Here is an 18,493-nt window from a genome sequence, read left to right on the forward strand (position 1 = left end):
CCGCTGATTGACCACCTCGTGGCGGCCTGGTGACGCAGCCGCCCGAGTGCTTTGTCGGTTCGGTGTTTTTCTCCACGACGTGACTCCGGGACAGGGTCCGTCGGCCCCGCACTACGACCTGCGCTTTCCGCACGCGATTCGCGACCCTCCCGCACCGTGCGCCCCTCAGTCGTCACTCATTCTCTGGAGTCCCCTGATGGACATCCCTCTCCGTACTGTCGCCGTGGTCGGCCTCGGCACCATGGGCACCGGCATCGCCGAGGTCCTCGCCCGCGCCGGCCGTGAAGTCATCGGCATCGACATCAGCGAAGCAGCCGCCCGGCAGGCCGTCTCCTCGCTCGAGGCCTCCACCGCCCGCGCGGTGGAGCGCGGGCGCATGACCGACGAGGAGCGGCGGGACGCCCTCGCCCGTTTCCGTACCTTCTCCGACCTCCAGGCCGTCGCGGACGCCGATCTCGTGATCGAGGTCGTGCCCGAGTCGTACGAGGCCAAGCAGCAGGTCTTCCGCGCCCTCGACGCCATCGTGCGCCCCACGACGGTCCTGGCCACCGGAACGAACGCCCTGTCCGTGACCCGTCTCGCCGCCGATTCGGCGCGTCCCGAGCGGGTACTGGGCCTGCACTTCTTCAACCCGGCACCCGCGATGAAGCTGGTCGAGATCGTCTCCTCGGTGCTCACCGCGCCGCAGGCGGTCGAGGCCGTCACCGCGCTCGCCCGGGATCTGGGCAAGGAGCCGGTCGCGATCGGCGACCGGCCCGGTTTCGTCGCCGACGGCCTGCTCTTCGGTTACCTCAACCAGGCCGCCGCGATGTACGAGGCCAAGTACGCGTCCCGTGAGGACATCGACGCCGCGATGCGGCTGGGCTGCGGCCTGCCGATGGGCCCCCTCGCCCTGCTCGACCTGATCGGCGTCGACACGGCCCGCACGGTCCTGGAAGCGATGTACTCCGAGTCCCACGACCGGCTGCACGCGCCCGCCCCCGTCCTGAAGCAGCTCAGCGAGGCGGGGCTGAACGGGCGCAAGTCGGGCCGCGGCTTCTACACGTACGCGGCGGCCGGCAGCCAGGAGGTGGTGCCCGATGCGCTCACCCCCCGGGAGTCCGCGGACACCGCCGTCGGCCGGCCGGTGCGGTCGGTGGGGGTCGCCGGCTCCGGGACCATGGCGTCCGGCATCGCGGAGGTGTTCGCGAAGGCCGGATACGAGGTGGTGCTCGCGGCCCGGAGCCAGGAGAAGGCGGAGAAGGCGAAGGCCCGTATCGCCAAGTCCCTCTCCCGCTCTGTCGACAAGGGACGGATGACGGCCGAGGCGCGCGAGGAGGCCCTGGGCAGGGTCGCTCCCGCCGACTCGCTCGACGCGTTCGCCGACGTCGACCTGGCGGTGGAGGCGGTCGCGGAGGACCTGGAGGTCAAGCAGCAGCTCTTCGCGACGCTCGACAAGGTCTGCAAGCCGGGCGCGGTGCTCGCCACGACCACGTCCTCGCTGCCCGTCGTCGCCTGCGCCCGCGCGACCTCGCGCCCGCAGGACGTCGTCGGGATGCACTTCTTCAACCCGGCGCCCGCGATGAAGCTGGTCGAGGTGGTCCGTACGGTCCTCACGTCGGACGAGGTCCACGCGACCGTCCGCGAGGTGTGCGGGAAGATCCGCAAGCACCCCGTGGACTGCGGCGACCGGGCCGGGTTCATCGTGAACGCGCTGCTCTTCCCGTACCTGAACAACGCGGTCAAGATGGTCGAGCAGCACTACGCGTCGCTGGACGACATCGACGCCGCGATGAAGCTGGGCGGCGGCTACCCGATGGGCCCCTTCGAGCTCCTCGACGTGGTCGGCCTCGACGTCTCCCTCGCCATCGAGCAGGTCCTGCACCGCGAGTTCCGCGACCCGGGCCTGGCACCGGCGCCGCTGCTCGAACACCTGGTGGCGGCGGGGTGCCTCGGCCGCAAGACGGGGCGCGGCTTCCGGGAGTATGCCGGACGCTGAGCGGGAGGGTGTGACCGGATGGGGCGGGCTGCTGGAGCCGGCCGGCGGTCCGCACCCACAGGCGCGCTCTCCTGCGCAGATGCAGTACGTTCGGAGCATGTCCCAGCCCGCTGACTCCCCCCGACGGCCGTCCCGTACGAGCTCCGCGTCCGACGCGCCCGAAAGCGCCGCGGGCAACCGCGCGGCGGCGCAGCGGCTCAAGATGCGCCGTGAACTGTCGGCGGCGGCGATGGAGCTGTTCGCGACGAAGGGGTACGAGGCGACGACCGTCGACGAGATCGCCGCCGCCGGCGGGGTCGCCCGCCGGACCTTCTTCCGGCACTTCCGCTCCAAGGAAGAGGCGATCTTCCCGGACCACGACGACACGCTGGTGCGCGCCGAGGCGGTCCTCAACGCGGCTTCCCCGCACGAGCACCCGCTCGACACCGTCTGCCGGGGCATCAAGGAAGTCATGCGGATGTACGCGGCGTCCCCCGCGGTCTCCGTCGCCCGCTACAAGCTCACCCGTGAGGTCCCCACGCTCCGCGAGGCGGAGATCGCCTCGGTGGCCCGCTACGAGCGGCTGTTCACGCGCTACCTGCTGGGCCACTTCGACGAGCACGACCACCACGACGACAACGACGACCCGCTGCTGGCGGAGGTGGCCGCCTCCGCCGTGGTGACGGCCCACAACCACGTGCTGCGGCGGTGGCTGCGGGCGGGCGGCCAGGGCGACGTGGAGGCGCAGCTGGACCACGCGTTCTCGATCGTCCGCGACACCTTCGGCACCGGCATCGGCGCGGGCCGCTCGACGGCCCGTCCGAAGCAGGCGCAGTCGGCGTCGGCCTCGGTGAGCGGCGACGTGCTGGTGACGGTGGCCCGCACGGACGCGCCCCTGGACGAGGTCATGCGCACGATCGAGCGGGCGCTCAAGCAGAACTGACCGGTACAGGTCCACCACCGGACGAAGACGCCGTCCGCCCCCGGAAGCCGGGAGGCGGGCGGCGTCTTCGCGTGCTCTGATGAATCCAAATCGATCGATCATCGCTCACATGTGACGGCGAGGTGACAAGTGAGAGAAATTGTTGGCACTCAGTGTCTTGTCACGTGGCACGGGGTGTCATACGTTGATGTCGTCCGGGCGGCCGGCGTGCAGTGATCCCCCGTACGCAGGCTGTCCCCGCAAGCCATGTGCCTGCGCGCCCGGACGCCTGCGTCACAGGCAACCTCCCGCGCTACCCGCGCTGCCGAAAACCCGCACCATCGCCGAACCGACGGCACACCTCCACAGCAGCACCCCGACGTTCCCCTCATAGCGTTCCCCGAGGACGCGCTTCGCCGGAGGCCCCCGTGAAGGAAATCCTGGACGCGATCCAGTCGCAGGACAGCTCCGCCGCAGATTTCGCGGCCCTGTCCGTCCCCGAGTCGTACCGCGCGGTGACCGTGCACAAGGACGAGGCCGAGATGTTCGCCGGCGTCGCCAGCCGCGACAAGGACCCCCGCAAGTCCCTCCACGTGGAGGACGTGCCGGTGCCCGAGCTCGGTCCGGGCGAGGCCCTGGTCGCGGTCATGGCCAGCTCGGTCAACTACAACTCCGTCTGGACCTCGATCTTCGAGCCGGTCTCGACCTTCGGCTTCCTGGAGCGGTACGGCAAGCTCAGCGACCTGAGCAAGCGCCACGACCTCCCGTACCACGTCATCGGCTCCGACCTCGCGGGCGTCGTCCTGCGCACCGGCCCCGGCGTGAACGCCTGGAAGCCCGGCGACGAGGTCGTCGCGCACTGCCTGTCCGTCGAGCTGGAGTCGTCCGACGGCCACAACGACACGATGCTCGACCCCGAGCAGCGCATCTGGGGCTTCGAGACCAACTTCGGCGGCCTGGCGGAGATCGCACTCGTCAAGTCCAACCAGCTGATGCCCAAGCCGGACCACCTCAGCTGGGAGGAGGCGGCGGCCCCCGGCCTGGTCAACTCGACGGCGTACCGCCAGCTCGTCTCGCGCAACGGCGCCGGCATGAAGCAGGGCGACAACGTGCTGATCTGGGGCGCGAGCGGCGGACTCGGTTCGTACGCCACCCAGTTCGCGCTGGCCGGCGGCGCCAACCCGATCTGTGTCGTCTCCAGCGACCAGAAGGCGGACATCTGCCGCGCGATGGGCGCCGAGGCGATCATCGACCGCAACGCCGAGGGCTACAAGTTCTGGAAGGACGAGCGCACCCAGGACCCCAGGGAGTGGAAGCGCTTCGGCAAGCGCATCCGCGAGCTCACCGGCGGCGAGGACATCGACATCGTCTTCGAGCACCCCGGCCGCGAGACCTTCGGCGCGTCCGTGTACGTCACCCGCAAGGGCGGCACGATCACCACCTGCGCCTCGACCTCGGGTTACATGCACGAGTACGACAACCGCTACCTGTGGATGTCGCTGAAGCGCATCATCGGCTCCCACTTCGCGAACTACCGCGAGGCGTGGGAGGCCAACCGCCTGATCGCCAAGGGCAGGATCCACCCCACCCTGTCGAAGGTGTACTCCCTGGAGGACACCGGCCAGGCGGCGTACGACGTCCACCGCAACCTGCACCAGGGCAAGGTCGGTGTGCTGGCCCTGGCGCCCCGCGAGGGTCTCGGCGTCCGCGACCACGAGCTGCGCGAGCAGCACATCGACGCGATCAACCGCTTCCGGGACGTCTGATGAGTGAGCGTCGGAAGGACCGGCCCTGGCTCATGCGGACGTACGCCGGTCACTCGACCGCCGAGGCGTCCAACGAGCTGTACCGCAACAACCTCGCCAAGGGCCAGACCGGCCTGTCGGTCGCGTTCGACCTTCCGACGCAGACCGGCTACGACCCCGACCACATCCTCGCCCGCGGCGAGGTCGGCCGGGTCGGGGTCCCGGTGTCCCACCTCGGTGACATGCGGCGGCTGTTCCAGGACATCCCCCTGGAGCAGATGAACACCTCCATGACCATCAACGCCACCGCCATGTGGCTGCTGGCGATGTACCAGGTGGTCGCGGAGGAGCAGGGCGCCGACATCACCAGGCTCCAGGGGACGACGCAGAACGACATCGTCAAGGAGTACTTGTCGCGCGGGACGCACGTCTTCCCGCCGGTGCCGAGCCTGCGCCTGACGACGGACATGATCACCTACACGGTGAACCACATCCCCAAGTGGAACCCGATCAACATCTGCAGCTACCACCTCCAGGAGGCCGGCGCCACGCCGGTCCAGGAGATCGCGTACGCGATGAGCACGGCCATCGCCGTCCTCGACGCCGTACGGGACAGCGGCCAGGTGGAGCCGGAGAAGTTCGGGGACGTCGTCGCCCGCATCTCCTTCTTCGTCAACGCGGGTGTCCGCTTCGTCGAGGAGATGTGCAAGATGCGCGCCTTCGGCCGCATCTGGGACAAGGTCACGCGCGAGCGGTACGGCATCGAGGACGCCAAGCAGCGCCGCTTCCGCTACGGCGTGCAGGTCAACTCCCTCGGTCTGACCGAGGCGCAGCCGGAGAACAACGTCCAGCGCATCGTCCTGGAGATGCTGGCCGTCACCCTCTCCAAGGACGCCCGCGCCCGCGCCGTGCAGCTCCCCGCCTGGAACGAGGCGCTCGGGCTCCCCCGCCCCTGGGACCAGCAGTGGTCGCTGCGCATCCAGCAGGTGCTCGCCCTGGAGAGCGACCTGCTGGAGTACGAGGACATCTTCGCGGGGTCGCACGTCATCGAGGCCAAGGTGGAGGCGCTGGTCGCCGAGTCCTTCGCCGAGATGGACCGCATCGCGGAGATGGGCGGCGCCATGGCGGCCGTCGAGTCCGGCTACCTCAAGTCGCAGCTGGTCTCCTCGCACGCGGAGCGCCGCGCCCGCATCGAGTCGGGCGAGGAGAAGATCGTCGGCGTCAACTGCTACGAGTCGACCGCGCCCAGCCCGCTCACCGCGGACCTGGACGGCGCGATCATGACGGTCGACCCGGCCAATGAGGCCCGCGTCGTCGCCAAGCTCCACGAGTGGCGCGACAACCGCGACGAGGCGCGCGCCTCCGAGGCCCTGGCGGCCCTCAAGAAGGCCGCGGCCGGTACCGAGAACCTGATGGGCCCCACGGTCGAGTGCGCCCGCGCGGGCGTCACCACCGGCGAGTGGTCCTGGGCGCTGCGGGACGTCTTCGGCGAGTTCCGCGCGCCGACCGGCGTGAGCAGCGCCCCGGTCGCGGTCACCGCCGAGGCGGGCACCCCGCTCGCGTACGTACGGGAGAAGGTGGCCCGTACGGCCGACGAGCTCGGCTCGGGAAGGCTGCGCCTGCTGGTCGGCAAGCCCGGCCTGGACGGCCACTCCAACGGCGCCGAGCAGATCGCCGTACGGGCCCGCGACGCGGGCTTCGAGGTGGTCTACCAGGGCATCCGGCTCACCCCCGAGCAGATCGTGAGCGCCGCCCTCGCCGAGGACGTGCACTGCGTCGGTCTGTCCATCCTGTCCGGCTCGCACGCCGAGCTGGTGCCCGACGTGCTGGTACGGCTCCGGGGGGCCGGCGCCACCGACATTCCGGTGATCGCGGGCGGGATCATCCCGCCCGCGGACGCCGAGGCACTGCGCGCTGCCGGAGTGGCCGCGGTTTTCACCCCGAAGGACTTCGGGATCACGGAGATCATCGGCCGTATCGTCGACGAGATCCGCACAGCGAACAAGCTCGACCCCCTGGAGGTCTCCGCATGACCACGCCCACGCCCGCCGTCAACCGCCTGCGCCCGCGCCGCTCCTGCCTCGCCGTGCCCGGCTCGAACCCGCGCTTCCTGGAGAAGGCCCAGGGCCTTCCGGCCGACCAGGTCTTCCTGGACCTGGAGGACGCGTGCGCGCCGCTCGCCAAGGAGGGCGCCCGGCACACCATCGTCGACGCGCTGAACAACGGCGACTGGACGGGCAAGACCCGGGTCGTGCGGGTCAACGACTGGACGACCCACTGGACGTACCGCGATGTCATCACGGTCGTCGAGGGCGCGGGCCCGAACCTCGACTGCATCATGCTGCCGAAGGTCCAGGACGCCCAGCAGGTCGTCGCGCTCGACCTCCTCCTCACCCAGATCGAGAAGACGATGGGCTTCGAGGTCGGCAGGATCGGCATCGAGGCGCAGATCGAGAACGCCAAGGGCCTGGTGAACGTCGACGGGATCGCCGCCGCCTCGCCGCGCCTGGAGACGATCATCTTCGGTCCGGCCGACTTCATGGCGTCGATCAACATGAAGACGCTGGTCGTCGGCATGCAGCCGCCCGGCTACGGCGCCGACGCCTACCACTACATCCTGATGCGCATCCTGATGGCGGCCCGTACGCACGACCTCCAGGCGATCGACGGCCCGTTCCTCCAGATCCGCGACGTGGACGCGTACCGTGAGGTCGCGGGCCGTGCGGCGGCGCTGGGCTTCGACGGCAAGTGGGTGCTGCACCCCGGTCAGGTCGACGCGGCCAACGAGGTGTTCTCGCCCTCGCAGGAGGACTACGACCACGCCGAGATGATTCTCGACGCGTACGAGTGGTGCACGTCCGAGGCGGGCGGCAAGAAGGGCTCCGCGATGCTCGGCGACGAGATGATCGACGAGGCCAGCCGCAAGATGGCGCTGGTCATCTCCGGCAAGGGGCGCGCGGCCGGCATGCAGCGCACCTCCAAGTTCGAAGCCCCGGAGGCCTGACCATGCAGTTCGGACGCACGTACGAGGAGTTCGAGGTCGGCGCCGTCTACAAGCACTGGCCCGGGAAGACGGTCACGGAGTACGACGACCACCTCTTCTGCCTCCTCACCATGAACCACCACCCGCTGCACATGGACAGCAATTACGCCGAGAGGACGACCGACTTCGGCAAGAACGTCGTCGTCGGCAACTACGTCTACTCGCTGCTGCTCGGCATGTCGGTGCCGGACGTCTCCGGGAAGGCCATCGCCAACCTGGAGGTCGAGTCGCTCAGGCACATCGCGCCGACCTTCCACGGCGACACGATCTACGGCGAGACGACCGTCCTCGACAAGACGCCGTCGAAGTCCAGGAGCGACCGCGGGATCGTCTACGTCGAGACGAAGGGCTACAAGCAGGACGGCACCGTCGTCTGCGTGTTCCGGCGCAAGGTGATGGTCCCGACCGAGACGTACATCAAGGAGCGCGGCGGCGAGCAGCCCGGCCGCCCGACGGCATCCAACTGACCACGTGAAGACGCAGGAGAAGTAGCCATGGCCCGTCTCGCCCAGACCGCCGGTCTGACCGACATCCAGCAGGAGATCCTGGCCACCGTCAGGAACTTCGTCGACAAGGAGATCATCCCTGTCGCGACCGAGCTGGAGCACCGCGACGAGTACCCGACGGAGATCGTCGAGGGTCTCAAGGAGCTCGGCCTGTTCGGGTTGATGATCCCCGAGGAGTACGGGGGTCTGGGCGAGTCCCTCCTCACCTACGCGCTGTGCGTGGAGGAGATAGCCCGTGGCTGGATGAGCGTCTCCGGGATCATCAACACGCACTTCATCGTGGCGTACATGCTCAAGCAGCACGGCACCCAGGAGCAGAAGGACACGTTCCTGCCGCGCATGGCGCTGGGCGAGGTGCGCGGCGCGTTCTCGATGTCGGAGCCGGCGCTCGGTTCCGACGTGTCGGCCATCACGTCGAAGGGCGTGAAGGACGGTGACGAGTACGTCCTGAACGGCCAGAAGATGTGGCTGACGAACGGCGGCTCGTCCACGCTCGTCGCGGTGCTGTGCCGCAGTGACGAGGGTCTCCCCGAGGGCACGGCCCCGCACAAGCAGATGACGACCTTCCTGGTGGAGAAGGAGCCGGGCTTCGGTGAGGTCCGTCCGGGCCTGACCATCCCCGGGAAGATCGACAAGATGGGCTACAAGGGCGTCGACACCACCGAGCTGATTATGGACGGACTGCGCATTCCGGCCAATCGCATACTCGGCGGGGCAACCGGCCGAGGGTTTTACCAAATGATGGACGGCGTCGAGGTCGGCCGCGTCAATGTGGCGGCGCGTGGTTGCGGCGTCGCGCAACGTGCGTTTGAGCTGGGCGTCTCGTACGCCCAGCAACGCCAGACCTTCGGCAAGCCGATCGCGCAGCACCAGGCGATTCAGTTCAAGCTGGCCGAGATGGCTACCAAGGTCGAGGCCGCCCATGCCATGATGGTGAATGCAGCACGCAAAAAGGACTCCGGGGAACGAAACGACCTAGAGGCAGGGATGGCGAAGTACCTCGCCTCCGAGTACTGCAAGGAAGTCGTCGAGGACGCCTTCCGTATCCACGGTGGCTACGGGTTCTCGAAGGAGTACGAAATCGAGCGTCTCTACCGCGAGGCGCCGATGCTGCTCATCGGTGAAGGTACCGCCGAGATCCAGAAAATGATCATCGGTCGGCGACTCCTCGAAGAGTACCGATTCCAGGGTTGATTGCCCCTTTCGGGGGGAAATGACCGCGAAGAAGATCACACCCTGTCATCGTCTTCAGGCCTCCGACTCGTCTTCTGGCTTGCCCAGTTGCGCCCCGCAACCGCTACCATCGCCGGTAAGCCGCCGTCCCCCTGTTGCCAGCGCGGCATCATCCGCTACGAAGGTCATCCATGCCCCACAGCCAAACCTCTGCATCACGCGACGGCCTCCTCCAGGGACGCCTTGCTCGCGGAGCATCGCCGTGGCTTCTGCCGACCGTCGCCACCGCGGCGCTCAGCCTCGCCCGGGCCCGCAAGTCCGGCCGCTGGGCCGCCGTCGCCGTGCCCACCACCGCGCTCGCGGCGGGCATGCTGTGGTTCTTCCGCGATCCCGAGCGCGAGATCACTCGGGGCCGGGTCATCTCCCCGGCCGACGGAGTGGTGCAGAGCATCATGCCGTGGAAGGACGGACGTACCCGCGTCGCGATCTTCATGAGCCCGCTCAACGTCCACGTGAACCGCGCGCCCCTCGCGGGCACGGTGACGTCGGTCGAGCACATCCCCGGCGGGTTCGTGCCGGCGTTCAACAAGGAGAGCGAGAACAACGAGCGCGTTGTCTGGCACTTCGACACCGAGCTCGGTGACATCGAGATGGTGCAGATCGCCGGCGCGGTCGCGCGTCGCATCGTCCCGTACGTGCCGCAGGGCACGAAGGTCGAGCAGGGCGAGCGCATCGGCCTGATCCGCTTCGGTTCGCGCGTCGACATCTACCTTCCCGAAGGTGTCGAGGCCGATGTCGAGGTCGGACAGGTCACCACCGCGGGGGTGACTCGCATTGACCGTGACTGATTCCGAGACACAGGCCGGCTGGGTGCCCGAGGCCGAGGAGGAGAACGACGCCGAGGACATGCCGCTCTCCCTGCGGCTGTCGATAGCGGACACGCTCACCCTCGGCAACGCGACCTGCGGGTTCATGGCGGTGTACTTCACCACCACCGGAATCCTCATCCCGCACCTCCAGGGCAGCCAGGAGACCGGCATGGCGCGGCACAGCGCCGCGACCGCCGTGATCCTGATGCTCCTCGCGGCGATCTTCGACCTCTGCGACGGGCTCGTGGCGCGCAAGCTGCGCAGCTCGCCGATGGGTGCGGAGCTGGACAACCTCTCCGACCTGATCAGCTTCGGGCTCGCCCCGGCCTATTTCGTACTGGTGTACGGAATGGTCGCGGACGACGCCCACCAGCGGATGTCGGCGCTGGCGGCGATCGTGGTGCTGCTGGCGGTGGTCCTGCGGCTCGCCAGATTCTCCTGCGTGACGATGAAGGACGGCATGTTCCAGGGCATGCCGAGCCCCTTCGGGGCGCTGACGGTCGTCTCGATCGTGCTGCTGGAGCTCCCCTTCATCCCCACGCTGCTCGCCATCATCGGCGTCGCGTGGCTGATGGTGAGCCGGGTCGAGTACCCGAAGCCGCGGGGCGTCCTCGCGGTGGCGATGCTCGCCTGGATCGTGGGCGCGATGGGTCTGCTGGCGGCCTGGGCGTTCGACGCCCCGGGCGGCCAGGTCCTACTGGCGACCGGCTGCGCGCTCCAGGTGGTCCTGGGCGCGGTGATCCCGCTCTTCGCGACGGCGCGGCGTGTGAACACGTTCCGCGACAACCGCCGCGTGGCGCGTGCGGCCCAGCTGCCGTAGACGTGACCGTACGTACGGCCGAGGGCCCCGGAGCACATGCTCCGGGGCCCTCGGCCGTTTCCCGCCGGCGGGGCCGTCAGCCGCCCGCGGTGTAGCTCCGGGCGGCCTGGGACGCCTCCGCCTCGCGGACCACCTTCGTGCCCCCGGTCACGCTCTTGTCCGGCTGGAGGATGACCGTCTCGCGCGAGGAGGGTGCCTTCGGGTCGGTGAAGTCGTGGGTGGTGCCGAAGCCGGAGTCGTAGGCGTCGATCGTCAGCAGGGCCTTGCCGACGCCCTCCCGGGTCAGGTCCTTGGACGCGCACGCCTTCTTCAGCGCCTCGCCGAAGGCCGAGGCCGCCGTCCAACCGGCCACCACGCCGTTGTCCAGGGCGTCGGACGGGTACGCCGCCTTGTAGTCCGCCACGAGCTCCTCGGCGTCCGGCGTGTCCGTGCCGATCGGCTCGCTGGGCGAGGCCACGTAGTAGCTCTTCTCCAGCGCGGGGCCGGCCTGGGTCGCGAGCAGCTGCGGGGAGAACGCCGAGTTGTTGCCGATGATCGGCGCCCGGAGCCCGACCGCCGCCGCGACCCCGACGAACGAGGCGGCCTGGCGCGGTCCCGCGCTGATGACGACGCCCTTGACCCCGGCCTTCTTGAGCGCCGCGACCTGAGCCGTCATGTCGTTGTCGGTCGGTTTGATCTTCTGCTCGACGATCGTGAGCCCGGCCTGTTCCGCCGCGTACTCCGACCCGGCGAGCGCGTTCTCGCCGTAGTCGCCCTCGAAGTAGACGTGGCCGATCCGGTCGCCCTTCCTGACGCCCTTGTCCCGCGTCAGGAAGTCGATCGCGTTGATCGTCTCGACGTCGTACGTGTTGCCGATGACGCGGACGTACGGACTGCCGAGCAGCGAGGCGGACCAGGCCTGCGGGATGACGAGGCCCTTGTCCTGGCCGTCGATGCGCTGCTTGACCGCGGCGACGAAGGGCGAGCCGATGAACTGGGCGAAACCGAGGACCTGCGGCGACAGCTCGGTGTAGCCGGAGACGGCCTTCTGCGGGTCGTAGCCGTGGTCGCGGACCGTGAGCTCGATCTTCCGGCCGCAGATGCCGCCGTCGGCGTTGGTCCTCTTCACGTAGAGCTGCTGGGCCTGGGTGACGCTCTTGCCGAGCGAGGCGTAGACGCCGGTCATGTCGGTCAGCGCACCGAGCTTGATCGTCTTGTCCGTGACGCCCTGGCCGGTCCTGACCCCGCCGGCGTCCGCCTTGCCGTCGCCCTTGCCGCCTTCCTTCGCCTTCGAGCTGCATCCGGCCGCCGTCAGCGCGAGCAGCGCGGCGAGCGTGGCGGCAGTGGTCCTGGTGACCTGCTTGCGCGTGGTCATCGTTACTCCCCTGGGGTTGTTGTCTTGCGCCGGAGGGCAGGCCGCACCAGGCCGCCCGGCAGGAAGAGCACCACCGCGACGACGGCGGCGCCGTAGAGGTACCGGGACGCCTCGCCCGGAGCGACCCCGCCCGTACCGGGGGCGGAGACCAGGGGCAGGGCGTCGCTGTACCGGGTGAGGAGCTGGGGCAGCAGGGAGACGAAGACGGCTCCCACCACCGCTCCCGCGACCGAGCCGAGACCGCCGATGACGATCATGGCCAGATATTCGAGGGACAGGATCATGCCGAAGTACTCCGGCACGGTCCGCTGGAAGACCAGCGCGAGCAGGACGCCCGCCAGACCCGCGTACATGGAGGAGAGGACGAAGACCCCGGCACGGTAGCGGGCGACGGGCACCCCCATGACCCCCGCGGCGATGCGGTGGTCGCGGATGGCGTTCATGGCCCGTCCGGGGCGCCCGCGCAGCACGCCGCGGGCGAAGAGGGCACAGCCCGCCAGGGTGGGCAGCGCGACGTACCAGAGCTTCTCGGCGCTGCCGAAGGGCACGGCGGCCACCATCAGCTCGCTCTCGTCGAAGGTGATCCCGAAGAGGCTGAGCGGGGGGACGTCGCGGCCGTTGAAGCCGCCGGTCAGGTCGTGGGCGTTGAAGAGGACGTGCTGGCCGATGAAGATGAGCGCGAGCGTGGCGATGCCGAGGTACGCGCCCTGGAGTCGTCCGGAGATGGGGCTGAAGAGACCGCCCGCGACCCCGGCCAGCGCCACCGCGAGGACGGCGGCGAGCCAGCTGGGAAGGTTCAGGCCGGTGAGGCCGCCGGCGGAGTCCCCGGCGAGGACGCAGTAGCCGTACGCGCCGACGGCGAGGAAGAAGGCGTGGCCCATGGAGAGCTGGCCGGTGGCACCGGTGAGGAGGTTGAGGCCGATGGCGCCGATGGCGGCGGCCATCGCGAAGAGCCCCGCCTGGAGCCAGAACCGGTCGAGGTAGAAGGGCAGCGCGAGGAGCAGGACCGCTCCGGCGGTCCACAGCGCCGGGCGGCGGATCCGCTTGGTCGGGTCAGACACGGGCCAGCTCCTTCGTACCGAAGAGACCGGCCGGGCGGACCAGCAGGACCGCGACCATGACGAGGTACGGAGCCAGGTCGCCGATGCCGCGCCCGAGGAAGGTGAGGTCGCTCTGGTAGCCGGTGGCGAGCGACTCGGTGACGCCGACGAGGAAGCCGCCGACGAGGGCGCCGGTGGTGGAGTCGAGGCCGCCGAGGATCGCGGCGGGGAACGCCTTCATCGCGGCGAGCGAGGTGGAGCGTTCGAGACCCGGCGTCGGGAAGACGGTCAGGAAGAGCGCCGCGACGGCGGCGAGTCCGCCCGCCACGGCCCAGGCGCCGAGGGAGACCCGGCCGAGGCGTACGCCCATCAGCGCGGCGGTCTCGGAGTTCTCGGCGGCGGCGCGCATCGCCACGCCCCAGGAGGTGAGGCGGAAGGCCAGCAGGAAGGCCGTGATGAGCAGGGCGGCGGCGACGAACGCGGCGATCCGGGTGTGTGCCACGGTCACCCCGCCGAAGGTGAGCACCGCGTCGCCCCAGGGATCGCCCAGGGCGAGCACATCGGTGCCGATGCGCCGGGTGAGTTCGGTCGTGAGGAGGATGTCGACGCCGATGGTGACGATGGCCAGCACGCTGTGGTTGGAGCCCCGGTAGCGGCGCATCACCAGGAACTCGACCCCCGCTCCGACGGCGGCGGCACCGCCGATCCCGGCGAGCAGGGCGAGCCAGAAGCCGATGTCGTCGTGCAGGACGGCGGTGACGTAGCCGCCGGCGAGCAGCAGCGAGGCGTGGGCGAAGTTGACGACCTCGGTGGCGCGGAAGATCACGACGAAGCCGAGGGCGATCAGGGCGTAGACGGAACCGATCGAGATCCCGTTGAGGAGGAGCTCGGCGAAGGTGGTCATGAAGCGGCCTCCTCTCCCAGGTAGGCGCGGACGACGGCGGGGTCGGACTGGACGGAGGCGGGCGTGCCGTCGGCGATCAGCCGCCCGAAGTCGAGGACGGTCACGGTGTCGGCGAGTCGCATCACCACCCCCATGTCGTGCTCCACCAGCACGATGGAGATGCCGAGGCTGTCCCGTACGCCCGCGACGACGGCGGCGGTGGCCCGGCGTTCGTCGGCGGTCATTCCGGCGACCGGTTCGTCGAGGAGCAGGATCCTGGGCTCCATGCACAGGGCGCGGGCGAGCTCGGCGAGCTTCTGCTGCCCGTACGGGAGGGTCCCGGCGGGGCGGGCGAGCTGGTCATCCAGTCCCACGAACGCGGCGATCTCCCGGACACGTTCGCGGTGCCGGGCCTCCTCCCGTACGGCGGAGGGGAGCCGCAGCCCGGCGGCGACGAACCCGGTGCGGGTGAGCCGGTGGCGGCCGAGCATCAGGCTGTCCTCGACGGTGGCGCCGGGCGGCAGGGCGAGGTTCTGGAAGGTGCGGGCGACGCCGAGGTCCGCGATGCGGTGGGGCGCGAGGCCGGTCAGCTCCCGACCGCCGAAGCGGACGCTGCCGGAGGTGGCCCGGTACACGCCGGAGAGGACGTTGAAGCAGGTGGACTTGCCGGCGCCGTTGGGTCCGATGACGGCGTGCACGGTTCCCGGCCGTACGGTGAAACCGACCGCGTCCAGTGCGGTCAGGCCGGCGAACCGCACGGTCAGGTCCCGTACTTCCAGCGTCGGGGCCTCGGTGCTCATCTCCCCTCCCAGACGCTGAGGGTGCGGTGGGCCGCCACGGCCCGGGAGGCGTCGGCCGCGGCCGCCTCGTCGACGACGCCGAGGTAGCGGCGGCGTACCTCGTCGGAGGCGGCGAGTTCACCGGCGGGCCCCGACAGCACGACCTCGCCCACGTCGAGGACGTACGCGTGCGAGGCGAGGCGCAGCGCGATGGCGGCGTTCTGTTCGACGAGCAGTACGGCCGTGCCCTGCGCGTTGATCTCGGTGATCGTCTCGGCGATCCGCTGTGCCATCAGCGGGGCGAGGCCGAGCGAGGGCTCGTCGAGCAGCAGCAGTTTCGGTCCGGCCATCAGCGCCCTGGCGACCGCGAGCATCTGCTGCTCGCCGCCGGAGAGCAGTCCGGCGCGCTGCCCGGCGCGTTCGGCCAGGACCGGGAAGAGCTCGTGGACGCGCCGCAGCGCGGCGGCCTGGGCGGCGCGGTTGCCGGTGGAGCCGAGTGCGCCCGCGCGCAGGTTGTCGGCGACCGTCATCCGCGCGAAGACCTGGCGCCCTTCCGGTACTTGGCAGAGCCCCGCGGCCACCACCCGGTCGGGGGGCAGGCCGGTCAGCGGCCGGCCGCCGAAGGCGACCGTGCCCGCGGTGACCGCTCCGCCGTGGAACGACAGCGTGCGCGAGACGGCGCGCAGGAGCGTGGACTTGCCCGCTCCGTTGCTGCCCAGTACGGCGACCACGGCCCCTTCGGGCAGCGTGAGCGACACGTGTCGCAGCGCCCTCACGGGTCCGTATCCCGCCGACAGATCCCGTATTTCCAATGTGGCGCCGGCCATGGCACCCCTTCCTCGGGCCGTTCGGTGGCGCTCACCTCAGCACCGGCCGCGTCCGCCGTCCACGGGTGATGACCGAACCGCTGCCGGTGACCAGTCACACGTACGACCGGTTGTGCACGCGCACAACACCGCGTGTCAGGGGCTGTCGGAGGAAGCCCGGCTCATGGCACGCTCTCGCCCCATGGGAGGCCGCAGAGCACGGACGGGACACGACTGGGCGGTGCTGACCGAGGCATGTACAGCGCTGCTCGACCGGCTGCCGGAACTGGTGGATCAGCACATGCGCGAGCTGCACGCGCACTCGCCGCTGTACGCGCAGGTCCTGTCGCAGGACCAGCACTGGCAGGAGACCGAGCAGGCCATGCGGATCGGCATCGAGGCGATCTCCGCGCCGAAGTCGCAGCCGCGTCGCGATCTGGAGTACGCGGAGTGGACGGGCCGGCGCCGGGCCCAGCAGGGTTTTCCGCTGGAGCTGCTGGTGCACTCCTACCGGCAGGCGGGCTATCTGATCTGGGACGCGCTGCTGGAGAGCGCGGAAGGGAGCGGTCCGGAGAAGCTCACGGTGCTGATGCGGGCCGCGTCGACGGTGTTCACTGCGGTGGACGCGGAGACCGCGACCGCGTCGGAGGCCTACCGGGCGACCGAGGCCGAGCTGCGCCACCGTACGGACGAACGGCTGCAGGCGCTCCTCGACGCGCTGTTGGAGGGCAAGGAGTCACCGGGGCTGGCGGCCCGCGCGGCGGCCGGTCTCGACCTGCCGGAACAGGGACGGTACGCGGTGGTGGTGCTGCGGCTGGAGCGGCGGGACGGGCGCGAGCCGTTCCACCGGCGCATCCAGGGGACCGGGATGCGGTTCATCTGGCGGATGCGTACGGACTGCGAGGTGGGCGTGGTCTCGCTGGGCGAGGACACCACGCTGGCCGCCCTGTCGGAGCTCCTCGCCGCGCGCTGCCCCGGGCCGGGCGGTATCAGTCCGGTGGTGGAAGGTCTCGCCGGGCTGGGCGAGGCCCGGCGGCTGGCGGATCTGGCGCTGCGGACGTGTGCGCCGGACGCGACCGGGATCGTACGGCTGGACGAGCGGATGCCGACGGCCCTGGTGGTCAGTCAGCCGGAGCTGGCGGGACGGCTGGTGGCGGACGTGTTCGGCACGCTGCTGGAACTGGACGCGGCGGACCGGGTGGTGCTGCTGGAGACGCTGGACGCGTGGCTGTCGTGCGAGGGGTCGGCGGGGCGGACGGCGGGGCGGCTGTACTGCCACCGCAACACGGTGTTCAACCGGCTGCGCAGACTTGAGCAGCTGACGTCCCGTTCGCTGTCCCGGCCGCGGGACCTGATCGAGATGACACTGGCGCTGGACGCGTTCCGGCTGTCCGGGGCGTGACGCGGACCGCATGGACGAGCCGTGACGCGGACGGCGCGGACGGGCCGTCCGCGCCGTCCGCGGACCGCCGGCCCGCGGCGCGTGCCTCCTGTTACGACAGCGTGTCCACGACCACCGATGCCGCTTCCGCGATCAGTTCGTTGTCGTAGTCGGCGTCTTCCTCGCCGCGGTTCGACATGATCGCCACGACGATGGGGGCGGTGTCGGGGGGCCACACCACGGCGATGTCGTTGCGGGTGCCGTAGGTGCCGCCGGCTCCGGTCTTGTCACCGACCACCCAGCCCCCGGGCACCCCGGCCCTGATGAGCTCGGACCCGGTGGTGTTGGTCCGCAGCCACTTCGTGAGCTGCGCGCGTTCACCCTTGCCGAGGACGTCTCCGAGGACGAACGCGCGCAGGTCGTCGGCCAGGGCCCGCGGCGTGCTCGTGTCACGCGTGGCGCCCGGAGCCCACTGGTTCAGCTCCGGCTCGCGGCGCTCCATCCGGGTGACGTCGTCGCCGATCTCCTCGAGTACGGCGTCCAGGCCGTGGGGGCCGCCCAGTTGGTCCAGGAGCAGGTTGGCCGCGGTGTTGTCGCTGAAGCGGACGGCGGCGTCGCACAGCGCGCGCAGGGTCATCCCGGTCCCGACGTGCTTCCCGGTCACGGGGGAGTGGGCGGCCAGGTCGTCCCTGGAGTACGTGATCACCCGGTCCAGGCCGCTCAGGGAGTACTTGCGCAGTACGGCACCGGCGGCCAGCGCCTTGAACGTGGAGGCGTAGGCAAACCGCTCGCCGTCGTTGTAGGCCATCTCGCGCCCGGTGCCGGTGTCGACGGCGTAGACGCCCAGTCGCGCGTCGAACTTGCGCTCAAGTTCCTTGAAGTCGCGGGTGAACGGCTTCGCGTCCGCGCCCGGCCCCCGGCTCGCGGCCGCACCGGGCCCCGCCGTCTTCGCGGGCGGGGACGACGGGGCCGGCGGGTCGCCCTGGCCGCAGGCCACGAGCGGGACGAGGACGAGCGTGGCGAGGGCACCGAGAACGGCGCGCCGGGCACGGGTGTGCTGCATGGTCCAGAACCTCCGGATCGCCCCGCACACGGGGCGCGTAGGGGACGGAGAGGCACGGCCCCGTCCCGGTGCGTGGTCATGAGTGCCGGGACCACCCTCGCCCTCGGGCGACCATGCGGTCCAATACCCCCGCGCACTGTTCCATGCCGATC

Annotated in this window: 16 protein-coding genes; 10 read left to right on the forward strand and 6 right to left on the reverse strand. The window is 70.3% G+C overall.

The window, feature by feature from the left end; genetic code table 11:
- Window positions 1-196: 196 nt before the first annotated feature.
- From BN1555_RS05000 to pssA, 9 genes are all read left to right on the forward strand, one after another.
- A complete protein-coding gene (locus BN1555_RS05000; protein WP_093798218.1) occupies window positions 197-1,978 on the forward strand; it encodes a 3-hydroxyacyl-CoA dehydrogenase family protein in 1,782 nt (593 codons plus the stop codon).
- Between the two features lie 79 nt (window positions 1,979-2,057).
- Entirely contained in the window at window positions 2,058-2,900 is an 843-nt protein-coding gene (locus BN1555_RS05005) for a TetR family transcriptional regulator (protein ID WP_218058179.1), read from the forward strand.
- A 407-nt stretch (window positions 2,901-3,307) separates the two neighbouring features.
- Window positions 3,308-4,645 carry a crotonyl-CoA carboxylase/reductase gene (gene ccrA, locus BN1555_RS05010; protein ID WP_093798222.1) on the forward strand — a complete coding sequence of 446 codons (1,338 nt, stop codon included), beginning with the start codon at window positions 3,308-3,310 and terminating at the stop codon, window positions 4,643-4,645.
- Window positions 4,645-6,657 carry a protein meaA gene (locus BN1555_RS05015; protein ID WP_093798224.1) on the forward strand — a complete coding sequence of 671 codons (2,013 nt, stop codon included), beginning with the start codon at window positions 4,645-4,647 and terminating at the stop codon, window positions 6,655-6,657. The genes ccrA and BN1555_RS05015 overlap by 1 nt, the downstream gene beginning before the upstream one ends.
- A complete protein-coding gene (locus BN1555_RS05020) occupies window positions 6,654-7,628 on the forward strand; it encodes an HpcH/HpaI aldolase/citrate lyase family protein (RefSeq protein ID WP_093798226.1) in 975 nt (324 codons plus the stop codon). The genes BN1555_RS05015 and BN1555_RS05020 overlap by 4 nt, the downstream gene beginning before the upstream one ends.
- 2 nt (window positions 7,629-7,630) lie before the next feature.
- Complete coding sequence (locus BN1555_RS05025; protein ID WP_093798228.1) at window positions 7,631-8,134, forward strand: MaoC family dehydratase; 504 nt, start codon at window positions 7,631-7,633, stop codon at window positions 8,132-8,134.
- Window positions 8,135-8,161: 27 nt separating this feature from the next.
- Window positions 8,162-9,367, forward strand: a complete 1,206-nt coding sequence (locus tag BN1555_RS05030; protein ID WP_093798230.1) for an acyl-CoA dehydrogenase family protein — start codon at window positions 8,162-8,164, stop codon at window positions 9,365-9,367.
- Window positions 9,368-9,537: 170 nt separating this feature from the next.
- Window positions 9,538-10,194, forward strand: a complete 657-nt coding sequence (locus tag BN1555_RS05035; protein ID WP_093798232.1) for a phosphatidylserine decarboxylase — start codon at window positions 9,538-9,540, stop codon at window positions 10,192-10,194.
- Between the two features lie 22 nt (window positions 10,195-10,216).
- Window positions 10,217-11,035 (forward strand): CDP-diacylglycerol--serine O-phosphatidyltransferase, encoded by an 819-nt coding sequence (pssA, locus tag BN1555_RS05040; protein ID WP_176710247.1) that lies wholly within the window; start codon window positions 10,217-10,219, stop codon window positions 11,033-11,035.
- 76 nt (window positions 11,036-11,111) lie between these two features.
- On the opposite strand, the gene BN1555_RS05045 is transcribed toward pssA, so the two are convergent.
- Genes BN1555_RS05045 through BN1555_RS05065 form a run of 5 tightly spaced genes read right to left on the reverse strand, consistent with a single transcriptional unit; the run spans window position 11,112 to window position 15,918 of the window.
- Window positions 11,112-12,389 carry an ABC transporter substrate-binding protein gene (locus BN1555_RS05045; RefSeq protein ID WP_093798236.1) on the reverse strand — a complete coding sequence of 426 codons (1,278 nt, stop codon included), beginning with the start codon at window positions 12,387-12,389 and terminating at the stop codon, window positions 11,112-11,114.
- Window positions 12,390-12,391: 2 nt separating this feature from the next.
- Window positions 12,392-13,450, reverse strand: coding sequence for a branched-chain amino acid ABC transporter permease (locus BN1555_RS05050; protein ID WP_093798238.1), 1,059 nt, complete (start codon window positions 13,448-13,450; stop codon window positions 12,392-12,394).
- Window positions 13,443-14,333 carry a branched-chain amino acid ABC transporter permease gene (locus BN1555_RS05055; RefSeq protein WP_093798240.1) on the reverse strand — a complete coding sequence of 297 codons (891 nt, stop codon included), beginning with the start codon at window positions 14,331-14,333 and terminating at the stop codon, window positions 13,443-13,445. The genes BN1555_RS05050 and BN1555_RS05055 overlap by 8 nt, the downstream gene beginning before the upstream one ends.
- On the reverse strand, window positions 14,330-15,112 hold the full coding sequence (locus tag BN1555_RS05060) for an ABC transporter ATP-binding protein (protein ID WP_093798242.1): 783 nt from the start codon (window positions 15,110-15,112) through the stop codon (window positions 14,330-14,332). The genes BN1555_RS05055 and BN1555_RS05060 overlap by 4 nt, the downstream gene beginning before the upstream one ends.
- Entirely contained in the window at window positions 15,109-15,918 is an 810-nt protein-coding gene (locus tag BN1555_RS05065; RefSeq protein ID WP_093798244.1) for an ABC transporter ATP-binding protein, read from the reverse strand. Before BN1555_RS05065 ends, BN1555_RS05060 begins: the two co-directional genes overlap by 4 nt.
- A 181-nt stretch (window positions 15,919-16,099) precedes the next feature.
- Here BN1555_RS05065 and BN1555_RS05070 point away from each other — a divergent pair, with 181 nt between their 5' ends.
- A complete protein-coding gene (locus BN1555_RS05070; protein ID WP_093798246.1) occupies window positions 16,100-17,299 on the forward strand; it encodes a PucR family transcriptional regulator in 1,200 nt (399 codons plus the stop codon).
- Window positions 17,300-17,390: 91 nt separating this feature from the next.
- Here the strand turns inward: BN1555_RS05070 and bla are convergent, their stop codons facing one another.
- Window positions 17,391-18,341, reverse strand: coding sequence for a class A beta-lactamase (gene bla / locus BN1555_RS05075; RefSeq protein WP_093798248.1), 951 nt, complete (start codon window positions 18,339-18,341; stop codon window positions 17,391-17,393).
- Between the last annotated feature and the right edge of the window lie 152 nt (window positions 18,342-18,493).

Origin of the sequence: Streptomyces sp. Wb2n-11 (assembly GCF_001049855.1) — a bacterium.
GTDB lineage: Bacteria > Actinomycetota > Actinomycetes > Streptomycetales > Streptomycetaceae > Streptomyces > Streptomyces altiplanensis.

Excerpts from the sequence above, each read along its gene's own strand:
- BN1555_RS05030 (WP_093798230.1), top strand. The coding sequence starts at position 8,162 with ATGGCCCGTCTCGCCCAGACCGCCGGTCTGACCGACATCCAGCAGGAG.
- BN1555_RS05065 (WP_093798244.1), bottom strand. The coding sequence starts at position 15,918 with ATGGCCGGCGCCACATTGGAAATACGGGATCTGTCGGCGGGATACGGA.
- BN1555_RS05070 (WP_093798246.1), top strand. The coding sequence starts at position 16,100 with ATGGGAGGCCGCAGAGCACGGACGGGACACGACTGGGCGGTGCTGACC.
- BN1555_RS05015 (WP_093798224.1), top strand. The coding sequence starts at position 4,645 with ATGAGTGAGCGTCGGAAGGACCGGCCCTGGCTCATGCGGACGTACGCC.
- BN1555_RS05035 (WP_093798232.1), top strand. The coding sequence starts at position 9,538 with ATGCCCCACAGCCAAACCTCTGCATCACGCGACGGCCTCCTCCAGGGA.
- BN1555_RS05045 (WP_093798236.1), bottom strand. The coding sequence starts at position 12,389 with ATGACCACGCGCAAGCAGGTCACCAGGACCACTGCCGCCACGCTCGCC.
- BN1555_RS05020 (WP_093798226.1), top strand. The coding sequence starts at position 6,654 with ATGACCACGCCCACGCCCGCCGTCAACCGCCTGCGCCCGCGCCGCTCC.
- BN1555_RS05055 (WP_093798240.1), bottom strand. The coding sequence starts at position 14,333 with ATGACCACCTTCGCCGAGCTCCTCCTCAACGGGATCTCGATCGGTTCC.
- BN1555_RS05005 (WP_218058179.1), top strand. The coding sequence starts at position 2,058 with ATGCAGTACGTTCGGAGCATGTCCCAGCCCGCTGACTCCCCCCGACGG.
- BN1555_RS05060 (WP_093798242.1), bottom strand. The coding sequence starts at position 15,112 with ATGAGCACCGAGGCCCCGACGCTGGAAGTACGGGACCTGACCGTGCGG.
- BN1555_RS05000 (WP_093798218.1), top strand. The coding sequence starts at position 197 with ATGGACATCCCTCTCCGTACTGTCGCCGTGGTCGGCCTCGGCACCATG.
- BN1555_RS05025 (WP_093798228.1), top strand. The coding sequence starts at position 7,631 with ATGCAGTTCGGACGCACGTACGAGGAGTTCGAGGTCGGCGCCGTCTAC.
- bla (WP_093798248.1), bottom strand. The coding sequence starts at position 18,341 with ATGCAGCACACCCGTGCCCGGCGCGCCGTTCTCGGTGCCCTCGCCACG.